Origin of the sequence: Cellulomonas sp. PS-H5 (assembly GCF_019265565.1) — a bacterium.
Taxonomy (GTDB): domain Bacteria; phylum Actinomycetota; class Actinomycetes; order Actinomycetales; family Cellulomonadaceae; genus Cellulomonas.
In genome coordinates this window covers 15797-29574 of the sequence record NZ_JAHVCI010000053.1, presented here as the reverse complement: position 1 = coordinate 29574, position 13778 = coordinate 15797, and the positions used below count along the sequence as shown (strand labels likewise).

Genomic DNA, 13778 nt, shown 5'->3' with positions numbered 1-13778 from the left:
GCGCCGTCCCGCCCCCCGGACCACCCCGGACGGCGGCGACGCGACCGCCCCCACGGCGGCGGTCCCGTCGGCCGGGCGGCCGGCGACCCCGCGCACGGACGGCCGCCCGCCGGCGCCGCGTACGACCGGCACCCGGACCAGCACCCCCGGTGCCGGCACCCCCCGGACGGCGGAGACCCCGACGGCGGCCGCAGCCCCCGGCGGCCGGCGCACCTCCGGCTCCACCGCCCTCGCCCCGCGCACCGGCGCGTTCCCCGTCCGCCCCCCGGTGGTGAGCCAGGGGTCGGCCGCACGCTTCGCCGAGCGCGCCCGCGCCCGGCGCCGGCTGGCCTGGCGGCAGATCCTCATCGCCGCGGGCTCGGTCGTCGTGGTGGGCGCCCTCGCCTGGCTGCTCCTGCTGTCCCCGGCGCTCGCCCTCGACGCCGAGCAGGTGCGGGTCACGGGTGCGGGGACCGTGGTCGCCGTCGACCAGGTGCGGGACGTCGTGGACGACGAGGCGGGCACCCCGCTGACCCGGCTCGACACCGCCGCGCTGCGCCAGCGGCTGCTCGACGTGCCCGGCGTCCGCGACGCGGCCGTCACCCGGGACTGGCCGCACGGCCTGGCGGTGCAGCTGGAGTCCCGCGAGCCGGTCGCCGCGGTGCCGGAGGCGTCCGACGTCGCCCAGCACGCCGACGGCGACGACGCCACGGGGCCCGGCTACGCCCTGGTCGACCAGGACGGCGTGAAGGTCGGCCGGTCCGACGCACCTCCGGAGGGCCTTCCGGTCGTCGAGGTCCCGGTGGGCGAGGCCCGGATCCTGTCGGCGGCGCTCGGCGTGCTCGAGGCGCTTCCCGAGGACCTGCTGGGGGCCATCGGCCAGGTGTCGGCGGGCACCCGGGACACCGTGCGGTTCACGCTGCGCGACGGCGCGACCGTCGAGTGGGGGAGCGCGCAGGACTCGGCGCTCAAGGTGGCGGTCCTGCAGGCCCTGCGCGCGGCGCCCGAGACGGCGGGCTCGGCGCGGTACGACGTGTCCGCGCCGACGATGCCGGTCGTCGGGTGATCCCGGCCCGACACGCGCGCACCGGTCGTTGAACGACCCGGGCGCGCCACATACCGTCACACCTAGACAGAACTGACATAACTATAACCCTCTAGTTGAGGGTGAAGGTTCGTCGACATCGCAACGAGAGGCACCCACCGTGGCAGCTCCGCAGAACTACCTGGCGGTCATCAAGGTCGTCGGCATCGGTGGCGGCGGCGTCAACGCCGTGAACCGCATGATCGAGGTCGGCCTCAAGGGTGTCGAGTTCATCGCCATCAACACCGACGCCCAGGCCCTGCTCATGTCCGACGCGGACGTGAAGCTCGACGTCGGCCGGGAGCTGACCCGCGGCCTCGGCGCCGGCGCCGACCCCGAGGTCGGCAAGAAGGCCGCCGAGGACCACGCGGAGGAGATCGAGGACGTCCTGCGCGGCGCCGACATGGTCTTCGTGACCGCGGGCGAGGGCGGCGGCACCGGCACCGGCGGCGCGCCCGTCGTGGCCCGGATCGCCCGCTCGCTCGGCGCGCTGACCATCGGCGTCGTCACGCGCCCGTTCACGTTCGAGGGCCGCCGCCGCACCGTGCAGGCGGACTCGGGCATCGAGGCGCTGCGGGCCGAGGTCGACACGCTCATCGTCATCCCCAACGACCGCCTGCTGTCGATCTCCGACCGCTCGGTGTCGGTGCTCGACGCGTTCCGCTCGGCCGACCAGGTGCTGCTCTCCGGTGTCCAGGGCATCACCGACCTCATCACCACGCCGGGCCTGATCAACCTCGACTTCGCGGACGTGAAGTCCGTGATGCAGGGGGCGGGGTCGGCCCTCATGGGCATCGGCTCGGCCCGCGGGGAGGACCGCGCGGTCCAGGCGGCCGAGCTGGCGATCTCCTCGCCGCTGCTCGAGGCCAGCATCGACGGCGCCCACGGCGTGCTGCTGTCCATCCAGGGTGGTTCGGACCTCGGCCTGTTCGAGATCAACGAGGCCGCGCGCCTGGTGCAGGAGGCCGCGCACCCCGAGGCCAACATCATCTTCGGCGCGGTCATCGACGACGCCCTCGGCGACGAGGTGCGCGTGACCGTCATCGCGGCCGGCTTCGACGGCGGTGCCCCGGTGGTCCGCCGCGACGGCCGCGGGCTCGGCCAGGTCTCCGCCGGCGGCGGCCAAGCCGCGCAGCAGGCGCCCGCGTCGATCCCGCCGGCGGCGGCCGTGCCGACGACGACCGCGGCGCACGCCGCGGTCCCGCCGTGCCCGGTCGGCCCGGACGAGGAGCGCCGCCAGGCGGCCGAGGTCCCCGCGTTCCTCACCCCGGACCAGGCCGGCACCAGCCAGCTCGAGGTCCCGCGGATCTTCGAGGAGGAGGTCGCCCGCCGCAAGGAGGACGACCTGGACGTCCCCGACTTCCTCAAGTAGCGGCGTGGCGCTGCCGGTCCTCGGGGTCGACCTCGGCCCCGGCGTCCGCGCGGGGTTCACCACCCGCGCGGGCGGCGTCAGCGCGTCCCCGTGGGCGGAGCTCGACCTCGGGCTGCTGGTCGGCGACGACCCGGCCCACGTGCGGGAGAACCGCGCGCGCGTCGCGGCGTGGGCCGGCGCGCCCGTGGCCTGGGCCACCCAGGTGCACGGCGCCGACGTGCACGTGGTCGGCGGCCCGGCCGACGCCGCGGGCGACACGGTGGGGGAGGCCGACGCGCTCGTGTCGGCCGTCCCCGGCACCGCGGTGGGCGTGCTGGTCGCGGACTGCGTCCCGGTGCTGCTGGCCGACGCGGGCGCGCGGGTGGTCGGCGCGGCGCACGCCGGGCGGCGCGGCCTGGTCGCCGGCGTCGTCCAGGCGACCCTCGCGGCCATGGTCGCGCAGGGTGCCGACCCGGGCCGGGTGCGCGCCGTCGTCGGGCCGGCGATCAGCGGCGCGCGGTACGAGGTGCCCGCCGCGATGCGCGACGAGGTCGACGCACTGGTCCCGGGCACGGCCTGCACGACCGACGCGGGCACGCCCGGCCTCGACCTCCCGGCCGGCGTGGCCGCGGTGCTGCGGTCGGCCGGGGTCGGCGACGTGCATGTCCCGGGCTGGTGCACCGACGCCGACCACCGGTTCTACTCGCACCGGCGCGCCCAGCGCGCCGGGACCACCACCGGGCGGTTCGCCGGGGTGGTCGCGCTCGCGGAAATGCCGGGTGAGTGATATGTCCGGAAATTGCTCCGAGGACACGCCGACACGCCGCGTGTCGCAGCCCGTTCGCATCCCGGCGCATTGCTAGCGTGACGGCGCAGGAGATGTGAGCAATTCGGGGATGGAGTGATCGCGATGGCCGGAGCGCTGCGCAAGACCATGCTGTACCTCGGGCTTGCCGACGACCGGGGCGAGCACGACCAGTACGTCGACGAGTACGACGAGCCGGAGGCGACGGTGGGACAGGACTACGAGGCCGAGGTCACGCCGCTGCGCCGCGAGCCGGCGCCGGAGCGACCCGTCGCCGCCGCGGCCCCCGCGCCGCGCCACGACGGCGAGGTGCGGCGGATCACCACGATCCACCCGCGCTCGTACAACGACGCGCGCAAGATCGGCGAGGCGTTCCGCGAGAACACGCCGGTCATCATGAACCTCTCCGACATGGACGACGCCGACGCCAAGCGGCTCGTCGACTTCGCCGCCGGCCTCATCTTCGGCCTGCACGGCGCGATCGAGCGGGTGACCAACAAGGTCTTCCTGCTGTCGCCGCAGTCGGTGGAGATCACCGGCGACGGGCGTGCCCCCGAGGGCTCCCGCGCCGGCTTCTTCAACCAGAGCTGACGAGGATCGGGGAGACTGGGACGCGTGACCCTCGTCCTCGGCCTGCTGCAGATCGTCGTCCTGGCCTTCATCCTGGTCCTGCTCGTGCGCCTCGTCCTCGACTGGGTGCAGTACTTCGCGCGGGACTGGCGCCCGCGCGGTGCCGCGCTCGTGGTCGCGGAGATCACCTACTCGGTGACCGACCCGCCGCTGCGGGCGCTGCGCCGGGTGATCCCGCCCCTGACCCTGGGCTCCGTGCGCCTGGACCTGGCGTTCCTGGTCCTCATGCTCGGCTGCTCCTTCCTGCTCTCGCTGCTGGGCGCGGTCGCCGCATGACGCGGCCCCGCGCGCAGCACGCCGGCCCGGTGGCCGGCACCCGCGCACGCCCCGCCGACCGGGTCGCGTGCACAAACCGGAATGTCCGCTACGGTGGCCCGAGGTGGTCGGCGGACTGCCACCGGCTCGACCCAGTACGACCGAAGAGGTGACGACGATGGCACTGCTCACAGCAGACGACGTCCTGAACAAGAAGTTCCAGGCGACGAAGTTCCGCGAGGGGTACGACCAGGACGAGGTCGACGACTTCCTCGACGAGGTCGTGAACACCCTCCGGGAGACCCAGAGCGAGAACGAGGACCTCAAGTCCAAGCTCGCCGCGGCCGAGCGCCGGATCGCCGAGCTGAGCCGCCAGGGGGCCCAGGCCGCCCAGGCGCCGAAGCCCGAGGCCGAGAAGCCCGCGCCCGCCCCGGTGCCCGCCGCCGCCCCGGCGCCGGCCCCGGTCGCCACCGCTCCGGTCGCCCCGCAGCGGCAGAGCGAGCCCGAGTCGGCCACCGGCATGCTCGCCCTGGCGCAGAAGCTGCACGACGACTACGTGCGCAGCGGCCAGGAGGAGGGCGACCGCATCGTGAACGAGGCGAAGGGCCAGGCCCAGCGCATCGTCCGCGAGGCGGAGGAGACCTCGGCCCGCACGCTGTCCGAGCTGGAGCAGGAGCGGTCGATCCTCGAGCGGAAGATCGACGAGCTCCGCGTCTTCGAGCGCGACTACCGCACGCGCCTGAAGAGCTACCTCGAGAACCTGCTGGGCGACCTCGACAACCGGGCCAGCGCGCTGCCGCAGCGCGGTGCCCAGGGCGCCACCCCGTCCGTCTGACGGATCGCACGCTCGTCACCCACGACACACCACGCCCGGCCTCGGGCGTGGTGTGTTGTGCGTCCGGGCGACGGGCGACTAGTCTCTGCGGACTCATCTGAGGAAAGAGGACCCGACGTGGCCATCAACGACTCGCTCGACGCGACCGCTGCCCGCCCGCTGCCCGACCTGACGGACGCGGCCACGCGGTTCCCGGTCCGCGCCGGCGAGGACCCCTGGACCGAGGAGGAGGTGCGCGAGGTCGCCACGGAGCTGATCAGCGAGATCGACCGCCTGACCTCCGAGCTCGCCGCCGCCGACGAGGAGCTGTCGAACCTGCTCCGCAACTCCGGGGACGGCGCGGGCGACGACCAGGCGGACTCCGGCTCCAGCGCCCTCGAGCGCGAGCACGAGCTGACCCTGGTCAACAACACCCGGGACATGCTCGAGCAGACCACCCGCGCCCTGGCCCGCATCGACGCCGGCACCTTCGGCCGCTGCGACTCCTGCGGCGAGGCGATCGGCAAGGCGCGGGTGCAGGCGTTCCCGCGCGCCACGCTCTGCGTGTCCTGCAAGCAGCGCGAGGAGCGCCGCTGACCCCTCGCGGACGACCGCGTGACGACGGCCCCCCGGCGCGACGCCGGGGGGCCGTCGTGCGTCCGGGGGCGCGCGCGCCCGTAGACTCCTGCGCGATGTCCGCCACCCCCGGCCCCGCCGCCGACGACGCGCGCCCCGACGCCGCGTCCGCCGCGCCCGTGCCGCCCGCGTCCGAGCCCGCCGCGTCCGGGGCCGGTGCGCCCGCCGCGCCCACCGCCGACCCCGAGGCCGTCGCGCCGGCGCGCCGCCGGCGGCTCGTCGCCACCCTGGTCGCCCTCGCCGCCGTCACGCTGGTGCTCGACCAGGCGACCAAGGCCTGGGCGCTCGCCGGCCTGGACGAGGGTGTGCGGCACCCCGTGCTGGGTGACCTTCTCGGGCTGCAGCTCCTGTTCAACCCCGGCGCCGCGCTGGGCCTGGCCACGGGCACGACGTGGCTGCTGACGATCGTCGCGATCACCGTCGTGGTGGTCATCATCCGGGTGTCCCGGCGGCTCGGGTCGACGGGCTGGACGATCGCGCTGGGCCTGCTGCTCGGCGGCGCGCTGGGCAACCTCGTCGACCGGCTGATCCGCGACCCGGGCGTGTTCATGGGGCACGTCGTGGACTTCATCGCGTACGGCGACCTGTTCGTCGGCAACGTCGCGGACATCGCGATCGTGGCCGCGGCCGGCCTGCTCATGCTGCTGTCGCTCATGGGTGTGCGGCTGGACGGGACGCGCGAGCGCCGCGAGGACGCGGCGGAGCCGGGCGACGGCGCGGCGGGCGCGACGCCGGCCGCGACGCCGGAGGACGGCCGCCGCGATGGCTGACGTCCGCACCCTGCCCGTGCCCGACGCCCTCGCGGGCGAGCGGGTGGACGCCGCCCTGTCCCGGATGCTCGGCCTCTCCCGCACCCGCGCCGCGGAGCTGGCCGAGGGCGGGTTCGTGCGCGTCGACGGCGTGGCCGTGGGCAAGTCGGCCCGGCTGCCCGGGGACGCGTGGCTCGAGGTCGAGATGCCGTCGGTCGCGCCCGTCTCCACCGTGCCGACCGAGGACGACGTGCCCGCGCTGCGCGTGGCCTACGAGGACGACGACGTCGTGGTCGTCGACAAGCCGGTCGGCGTCGCCGCGCACCCGTCGCCGGGCTGGACCGGCCCCACCGTCGTCGGCGTGCTCGCCGCGCGCGGCTACCGGATCTCCACCTCGGGCGCCGCGGAGCGGCAGGGCGTCGTGCACCGGCTCGACGTCGGCACCTCGGGGCTCATGGTCGTCGCCAAGAGCGAGCACGCGTACTCGGTCCTGAAGCGCGCCTTCAAGGAGCGCACGGTCGAGAAGGTCTACCACGCGCTCGCGCAGGGCCACCCGGAGCCCACCACGGGCACCATCGACGCCCCCATCGGCCGGCACCCGAGCCAGGACTGGAAGTTCGCGGTCACGGCGGAGGGCAAGCCCTCGGTGACCCACTACGAGGTGCTGGAGATGCTGCCCGCCGCGTCGCTGTGCGAGGTGCACCTGGAGACCGGGCGCACGCACCAGATCCGGGTGCACTTCCAGGCGCTGCGGCACCCGCTGGTCGGCGACCTGACCTACGGCGCCGACCCGGCGCTGGCGGAGCGGGTCGGGCTGACCCGGCAGTGGCTGCACGCGATGCGGCTCGGCTTCGCGCACCCCGCGGACGGCCGGTGGCTCGAGGTCACCAGCGAGTACCCCGCGGACCTGGCGCACGCCCTGGAGACCCTGCGCGACGGGTACCGCTGACGCGGAGCGGTGTGACGTCCGCCCCCGGGGCGGCGGGGCGGCGCGGGGCTGTCGGAGCCTCGACCTAGGATGGCTCGCATGGCATCAGGTGGCAGCAACGGGTCCGACTTCGTCCACCTGCACGTCCACTCCGAGTACTCGATGCTGGACGGCGCGGCGCGGGTCGGGGAGATGCTCGCGGAGGCTCAGCGCCTGGGCCAGACCGCGATGGCGATCACCGACCACGGGTACCTGTTCGGGGCGTTCGACTTCTACTCCCAGGCCAAGAAGCTCGGCATCAAGCCGATCATCGGCGTCGAGGCGTACGTCACCCCCGGCACCAGCCGGTTCGACCAGACGCGCGTCCGCTGGGGCGAGGCGCACCAGGCGTCCGACGACGTGTCCGCGCGCGGCGCCTACACGCACATGACGCTGCTGTCCCGCACCACGGCGGGCATGCACAACCTGTTCCGGATGGGGTCGCTGGCGTCCCTCGACGGGCAGATGGGCAAGTGGCCCCGCATGGACCGGGAGCTGCTGCAGACCTACAGCGACGGCCTCATCGCGACGTCCGGCTGCCCGTCCAGCGAGGTGCAGACCCGGCTCCGGCTGGGCCACTGGGACGAGGCGGTGCGCGCGGCGGGCGAGCTGCAGGACATCTTCGGCAAGGAGAACTTCTTCGTCGAGGTGATGGACCACGGGCTCGAGATCGAGCGCCGGACCGTCAAGGACCTCATCCGGCTCGCCGAGCAGATCGGCGCGCCGCTCGTCGCGACCAACGACCTGCACTACACGACGAAGGACGACGCGCACGCGCACGAGGTGCTGCTCGCGGTGCAGTCGGGGTCGACCCTCGACGAGCCGACGTACGACCAGGGCGGCTCGCGGTTCGCGTTCGGCGGCGACGGCTACTACGTGAAGTCCGCCGAGGAGATGCGCCGCACCTGGGCCGAGCTGCCCGAGGCGGTCGACAACACGCTGCTCATCGCCGAGCGGTGCGACGTCGAGTTCCCCACCGGCGCCAACTACATGCCCCGGTTCCCCGTGCCCGCGGGCGAGGACGAGAACTCCTGGTTCGTGAAGGAGGTCGAGGCCGGCCTCCAGCGGCGGTACAAGGGCAACGTCCCGGACGACGTCCGCAAGCAGGCCGAGTACGAGACCGGCGTCATCGTCCAGCTCGGGTTCTCCGGCTACTTCCTCGTCGTCGCCGACTTCATCCAGTGGGCCAAGGACCAGGGCATCCGCGTCGGGCCGGGCCGTGGTTCGGCCGCCGGCTCCATGGCGTCGTACGCCATGGGCATCACCGAGCTCGACCCGCTGCGGCACGGGCTCATCTTCGAGCGGTTCCTCAACCCCGAGCGCGTCTCCTGGCCCGACGTCGACGTCGACTTCGACGAGCGCCGGCGCGGCGAGGTCATCCGGTACGTCACCGAGAAGTACGGCGACGACCGGGTCGCGCAGATCGTCACCTACGGCACGATCAAGGCGAAGCAGGCGCTCAAGGACTCCTCCCGCGTGCTCGGCATGCCGTTCGCGATGGGGGAGAAGCTCACCAAGGCGATGCCGCCCGCGGTGATGGGCAAGGACATCCCGCTGTCGGGCATGTACGACCCCGAGCACCCCCGGTACGCCGAGGCCGAGGAGTTCCGCCAGGTCGTCGCCGCCGACCCCGAGGCGCAGCGCGTCCTCGAGACCGCGCGCGGCCTGGAGAACCTCAAGCGGCAGTGGGGCGTCCACGCCGCCGGCGTCATCATGTCCAGCGAGCCGCTGATCGACATCATCCCGATCATGAAGCGGCCGCAGGACGGCGCGGTCATCACGCAGTTCGACTACCCGACGTCCGAGGGCCTCGGCCTGATCAAGATGGACTTCCTCGGGCTGCGGAACCTGACGATCCTCGACGACGCCCTGCGCAACATCGTCATGAACGGCAAGCCGCAGATCGAGCTCGACGACATCGAGCTCGACGACCGCGCCACCTACGAGCTGCTCGGCCGGGGCGACACCCTCGGCGTGTTCCAGCTCGACGGCGGCCCCATGCGGTCCCTGCTGCGCCAGATGCGCCCCGACAACTTCGAGGACATCTCCGCGGTCATCGCCCTGTACCGGCCGGGTCCGATGGGCATGAACTCGCACACGAACTACGCGCTGCGCAAGAACGGCCTGCAGCCGAACACGCCCATCCACCCGGAGCTCGAGGAGCCCCTGGCGGAGGTGCTCGACGGCACCTACGGCCTCATCGTGTACCAGGAGCAGGTGCAGAAGGCCGCGCAGGTGCTCGCCGGGTACTCGCTCGGCCAGGCCGACCTGCTCCGCCGCGCGATGGGCAAGAAGAAGAAGGAGATCCTCGACAAGGAGTTCGTGCCCTTCGAGGCGGGCATGAAGGAGCGGGGCTACTCCAGCGCTGCGATCAAGGCCGTGTGGGACGTGCTCGTCCCGTTCGCCGGGTACGCGTTCAACAAGGCGCACTCCGCCGGGTACGGCGTCGTCTCGTACTGGACGGCGTTCCTCAAGGCGAACTACCCGACCGAGTACATGGCGGGCCTGCTGACCTCGGTCGGCGACGACAAGGACAAGTCCGCGCTGTACCTGGGCGAGTGCCGCCGCATGGGCATCACCGTGCTGCCGCCGGACGTGAACTCCTCGTCCGCGCTGTTCACCGCCGTGGGCGACGACATCCGGTTCGGCCTCACCGCCGTCCGCAACGTCGGCGCCAACGTGGTCGAGGCGATCGTCCGCACCCGCGAGGAGAAGGGCGACTTCACGTCGTTCACCGACTTCCTCGACAAGGTGCCGGCCGTCGTCTGCAACAAGCGCACGATCGAGTCGCTCATCAAGGCCGGCGCGTTCGACTCGCTCGGCCACGCCCGCCGGGCGCTGCTGCTCGTCCACGAGCAGGCCGTCGAGTCCGTCATCGGCGTCAAGCGCAAGGAGGCGGAGGGGCAGTTCGACCTGTTCGCCGACCTCGGCACCGACGACGGTCCCGGGTTCTCCGTGCAGGTGCCGGACGTCCCGGACTGGGACAAGAAGCAGCGCCTGCAGTTCGAGCGGGAGATGCTCGGCCTGTACGTCTCCGACCACCCGCTGTCCGGCCTGGAGCATGTGCTGTCCGCCGCCGCCGACGTGTCGATCGCGACGCTGAACGCCGACGAGGCGCGGCCGGACGGGTCGACCGTCGTGGTCGCGGGCCTGGTCACGTCGCTGCAGCGCAAGATGTCCAAGCAGGGCAACCCGTGGGCCGCCGTCACGCTGGAGGACATGGAGGGCTCCGTCGAGATCATGTTCTTCGGCGAGACCTACCTCGCCTACTCCACCGTGCTGGCCGAGGACGCCGTCATCGTCGTCCGCGGGCGGGTGCGCCGCCGGGACGACGCCATGCAGCTGCAGGCGATGGAGGTGTCTCTGCCCGACCTGTCGGCCGTCGCGGACGCGCCCGTCGTCGTGACGCTGTCCGAGGCGCGGCTGACGCCGCCCGTGGTGGACCGGCTGCTCGAGGTGATGAAGACGCACCCCGGCATGACCGAGCTGCACCTCCGGGTGGCGAAGGCGAACGGCCGGCGGGCGCTGGTCGTCCCGAGCGACGGCTGGCGGGTCGAGCGGTCGCCGGCGCTGTACGGCGACCTCAAGGCGCTCCTGGGGCCGGGCTGCCTGCAGACGGCCACGCCGGTCCCGGTCTGACGGACCGGCCTCCGCACGACCTCGCCGAGCCTCCGTCCCCGGCCTGCGCACCGACCCCGGCGTGCAGGCCGGGAACGGAGGCTCGGTTTCGTTGAGCCTTGCGTTATTTAACGCCCGGTGGAAACATGGCGCGGGTGCAGGTGATGGACGCGTTGGGGGACCCGGTGCGGCGGCGGCTGGTGGAGCTGCTCGCCGACGGGTCGCGCCCGGCCGGGGAGCTCGCGGCGGCGGTCGGTGCCGAGTTCGGCATCAGCCAGCCCGCGACCTCCCGGCACCTGCGCGTGCTGCGCGAGGCGGGGCTGCTCACCGCCGAGGCCGACGGCACGCGGCGGCTGTACGCCGTCCGGCCCGAGGCGCTCGACGAGGTGCAGGCCTGGGTCGGCGGCGTCCGGCGGTTCTGGGACCAGCGGCTCGACGCGCTGGGCACCGAGGTCGCGCGCGGGCACCGGGAGCGCGGCGGGGCGGGCTCGGCGGCCGCCGGGCGGCGCGAGGGCGACGACGAGGGGCGGGCGCGATGACGGGCACGGACGGGACGACGGGCGGGACAGCGGGCACGGACGGGACGACGGGTCGAGCGGCGGGCGGCGGCGCCTCTCCGCGCACGGGCGGGCCAGCGGGTGCGGCAGCGCCGGCGGGGGTCCACGACTCGCTCGGGGCGCTGCGGCTCGGCGGCGAGGCGTCGGTGACGTTCCGCCGCCGGTACCCCACGGACGCGGCGGACCTGTGGGACGCGGTGACGACGCCGGAGCGCCTGGCGCGCTGGCTCGGGCCGGTGCACGGCGACCTCACGCCGGGTGGCGCCTACGAGCTCCGGATGGGTGCCGACGAGGCGGGCTCCGACCAGAACGCCACCGGCGTCGTGCGGTCCTGCGACCCGCCGCAGTCGTTCGCGGTCGAGTGGTGCTTCCCGGGTGAGCGTCCGAGCGAGGTCGAGGTCCGGGTCGAGCCGGGAGCGGCGGGCGAGGGCGCGGTGCTCGTGCTCGTGCACACCCGGCTCGAGGACGCCCAGGCGATCGGCTACGGCGCGGGCTGGCACACGTCCCTGGACCAGCTCGCGGACCACCTGGCGGGCGCGGACGTCCGCGACTGGGACACCCGCTTCAGGGAGCTGCTCCCGACCTACCGCGCCCTCGCCGCGCGCTGACCCCGCACTGCCGCCCGTCGAGATGGCAACTCTCGGCTGTGCGCGGCCGGTCCGAGACAGCCGAGAGTTGCCGTCTCGGCGACGGGGGCCAGGGTTGCGGCCCGGGTCAGCCGACCTCGGCGGAGTTGGCGCCGCGGGGGTCGTCGACCTCGACCACGTCGCCCTTGCGCAGCTGGCGGCCACGGCGGGACTCCGGCTCGCCGTTGACCTTGACCTCGCCCTCCTCCAGCAGGGTGCGCGCGTCGGCGCCCGAGTCGGCCAGGCCGGCCAGCTTGAGGAACTGGCCGAGGCGGATGGAGTCGTCGGAGATCGGCACGATGGTCACCGGTCCATCCTGCCAGGGCCGGACCGGCGCGCTGCGCGTCGGCGCCCGCGAATAGACTCGGGTCGTGATCTCCCGCATCGACCTGCGTGGTCGCACCCTGTCCCGCCGCGAGCTGCTCGAGACGCTGCCGCGCCCCGAGCTGGACGTCGAGTCCGCCGCCGCGGCCGTCGAGCCGATCCTCGCCGACGTCCGCGCCCGCGGCGCCGCCGCCCTGCGCGAGCTGGCCGAGCGGTTCGACGGCGTGCGCCCCGAGCACCTGCGGGTGCCGGCCGACGCGATCGCGGCCTCCGTGTCCGTGCTGGACCCGGCCGTGCGCGCGGCGCTGGAGGAGACGATCCGGCGGGTGCGCCAGGTGCACGCCGCGCAGCGCCCCGCCGACCACACCGTGCAGGTCGCCCCGGGCGCGCAGGTCCGGCAGCGGTGGATCCCGGTGCGCCGGGTCGGCCTCTACGTGCCGGGCGGCCTGGCCGTCTACCCGTCGTCGGTGATCATGAACGTGGTCGCGGCGCAGGAGGCCGGCGTGGGCTCGCTCGCCGTGACCTCGCCGCCGCAGCGCGACAACGGCGGCCTGCCGGACCCGGTGGTGCTCGCCACGTGCGCGCTGCTGGGTGTCGACGAGGTGTACGCCGTCGGCGGCGCCCAGGCGATCGGCATGCTGGCCTACGGCGCGGCGGGCTCGGAGCCGGCCGACGGGGACACGCTCTGCGAGCCGGTCGACGTCATCACCGGCCCGGGCAACGTGTACGTCGCGGCGGCGAAGCGCCTGGTGCGCGGGGCGGTCGGCATCGACGCCGAGGCCGGCCCGACCGAGATCGCGGTGCTCGCCGACGGCACGGCGGACGCCGACCACGTCGCCGCGGACCTGGTCTCCCAGGCCGAGCACGACCCGCTGGCCGCGTCCGTGCTCGTCACCACGTCGATCGAGCTGGCCGGTGCCGTCGAGTCCAAGCTGGTGGTCCGGGTGCAGGCGACCCGGCACGCCGAGCGGGTGGCCCAGGCGCTCACCGGGCCTCAGTCGGCGATCGTGCTGGTCGACGACCTCGACGCCGGTCTCGCGGTCGTCAACGCCTACGGCGCGGAGCACCTGGAACTCCAGACCGCCGACGCCGCGGACGTCGCGGAGCGCGTCACGAGCGCGGGCGCGATCTTCGTCGGGGCGTACTCGCCGGTGTCGCTCGGCGACTACATGGCCGGGTCGAACCACGTGCTGCCCACCGGCGGCTGCGCGCACTTCTCGTCCGGCCTGGGCGTGCACTCGTTCGTGCGCGCGGTGCAGGTCGTCGAGTACGACGCGGACGCGCTGCGCGAGGTCGCCGACCGGATCGTCTCGCTCGCCGACGCCGAAGGGCTGCCCGCCCACGGCGAGGCGGTCCGCGCGCGGTTCTGAACCGCCCGGCGCC

Annotated in this window: 14 protein-coding genes; 13 read left to right on the top strand and 1 reads right to left on the bottom strand. The window is 74.1% G+C overall.

The annotated features are described in order from the left end of the window. The 12 genes from J5O08_RS16795 to J5O08_RS16740 form a co-directional block, all read left to right on the top strand. Window positions 1-1045: cell division protein FtsQ/DivIB (locus J5O08_RS16795; protein ID WP_255590096.1), on the top strand; the 1045-nt coding region annotated here is incomplete at its 5' end. Between the two features lie 139 nt (window positions 1046-1184). Beyond that, window positions 1185-2435, top strand: coding sequence for a cell division protein FtsZ (gene ftsZ / locus J5O08_RS16790; RefSeq protein WP_218708028.1), 1251 nt, complete (start codon window positions 1185-1187; stop codon window positions 2433-2435). Window positions 2436-2439: 4 nt separating this feature from the next. Continuing rightward, entirely contained in the window at window positions 2440-3201 is a 762-nt protein-coding gene (gene pgeF, locus J5O08_RS16785; RefSeq protein WP_218708027.1) for a peptidoglycan editing factor PgeF, read from the top strand. 123 nt (window positions 3202-3324) lie between these two features. Beyond that, window positions 3325-3810 carry a cell division protein SepF gene (locus tag J5O08_RS16780; protein WP_147793781.1) on the top strand — a complete coding sequence of 162 codons (486 nt, stop codon included), beginning with the start codon at window positions 3325-3327 and terminating at the stop codon, window positions 3808-3810. Between the two features lie 24 nt (window positions 3811-3834). After that, the gene (locus tag J5O08_RS16775) at window positions 3835-4125 is read left to right on the top strand and encodes a YggT family protein (protein ID WP_218708026.1); all 291 of its coding nucleotides are present in this window, start codon (window positions 3835-3837) and stop codon (window positions 4123-4125) included. A 157-nt stretch (window positions 4126-4282) separates the two neighbouring features. Further along, window positions 4283-4939: a DivIVA domain-containing protein gene (locus J5O08_RS16770; protein WP_147793779.1), complete on the top strand. Its 657-nt coding sequence runs from the start codon at window positions 4283-4285 to the stop codon at window positions 4937-4939. Between the two features lie 123 nt (window positions 4940-5062). Then, window positions 5063-5515: a TraR/DksA family transcriptional regulator gene (locus J5O08_RS16765; protein WP_371300520.1), complete on the top strand. Its 453-nt coding sequence runs from the start codon at window positions 5063-5065 to the stop codon at window positions 5513-5515. 95 nt (window positions 5516-5610) lie between these two features. Further along, window positions 5611-6324, top strand: a complete 714-nt coding sequence (locus tag J5O08_RS16760; protein WP_218708024.1) for a signal peptidase II — start codon at window positions 5611-5613, stop codon at window positions 6322-6324. Then, window positions 6317-7252, top strand: coding sequence for an RluA family pseudouridine synthase (locus J5O08_RS16755; RefSeq protein WP_218708022.1), 936 nt, complete (start codon window positions 6317-6319; stop codon window positions 7250-7252). The genes J5O08_RS16760 and J5O08_RS16755 overlap by 8 nt, the downstream gene beginning before the upstream one ends. Before the next feature lie 78 nt (window positions 7253-7330). Next, window positions 7331-10909 carry a DNA polymerase III subunit alpha gene (gene dnaE / locus J5O08_RS16750; RefSeq protein ID WP_217616930.1) on the top strand — a complete coding sequence of 1193 codons (3579 nt, stop codon included), beginning with the start codon at window positions 7331-7333 and terminating at the stop codon, window positions 10907-10909. Window positions 10910-11034: 125 nt separating this feature from the next. Beyond that, the gene (locus tag J5O08_RS16745) at window positions 11035-11427 is read left to right on the top strand and encodes a helix-turn-helix transcriptional regulator (protein ID WP_255590095.1); all 393 of its coding nucleotides are present in this window, start codon (window positions 11035-11037) and stop codon (window positions 11425-11427) included. Further along, window positions 11424-12053 carry an SRPBCC family protein gene (locus tag J5O08_RS16740; RefSeq protein ID WP_218708020.1) on the top strand — a complete coding sequence of 210 codons (630 nt, stop codon included), beginning with the start codon at window positions 11424-11426 and terminating at the stop codon, window positions 12051-12053. Before J5O08_RS16745 ends, J5O08_RS16740 begins: the two co-directional genes overlap by 4 nt. Before the next feature lie 106 nt (window positions 12054-12159). On the opposite strand, the gene J5O08_RS16735 is transcribed toward J5O08_RS16740, so the two are convergent. Beyond that, complete coding sequence (locus J5O08_RS16735) at window positions 12160-12378, bottom strand: RNA-binding S4 domain-containing protein (protein WP_308281682.1); 219 nt, start codon at window positions 12376-12378, stop codon at window positions 12160-12162. A 64-nt stretch (window positions 12379-12442) separates the two neighbouring features. On the opposite strand from J5O08_RS16735, the gene hisD reads away from it, so the two are divergent. Then, window positions 12443-13765: a histidinol dehydrogenase gene (gene hisD / locus J5O08_RS16730; protein WP_218708016.1), complete on the top strand. Its 1323-nt coding sequence runs from the start codon at window positions 12443-12445 to the stop codon at window positions 13763-13765. Window positions 13766-13778 lie beyond the last annotated feature (13 nt).

Excerpts from the sequence above, each read along its gene's own strand:
- J5O08_RS16780 (WP_147793781.1), top strand. The coding sequence starts at position 3,325 with ATGGCCGGAGCGCTGCGCAAGACCATGCTGTACCTCGGGCTTGCCGAC.
- J5O08_RS16770 (WP_147793779.1), top strand. The coding sequence starts at position 4,283 with ATGGCACTGCTCACAGCAGACGACGTCCTGAACAAGAAGTTCCAGGCG.
- J5O08_RS16760 (WP_218708024.1), top strand. The coding sequence starts at position 5,611 with ATGTCCGCCACCCCCGGCCCCGCCGCCGACGACGCGCGCCCCGACGCC.
- J5O08_RS16755 (WP_218708022.1), top strand. The coding sequence starts at position 6,317 with ATGGCTGACGTCCGCACCCTGCCCGTGCCCGACGCCCTCGCGGGCGAG.
- dnaE (WP_217616930.1), top strand. The coding sequence starts at position 7,331 with ATGGCATCAGGTGGCAGCAACGGGTCCGACTTCGTCCACCTGCACGTC.
- J5O08_RS16745 (WP_255590095.1), top strand. The coding sequence starts at position 11,035 with ATGGCGCGGGTGCAGGTGATGGACGCGTTGGGGGACCCGGTGCGGCGG.
- J5O08_RS16740 (WP_218708020.1), top strand. The coding sequence starts at position 11,424 with ATGACGGGCACGGACGGGACGACGGGCGGGACAGCGGGCACGGACGGG.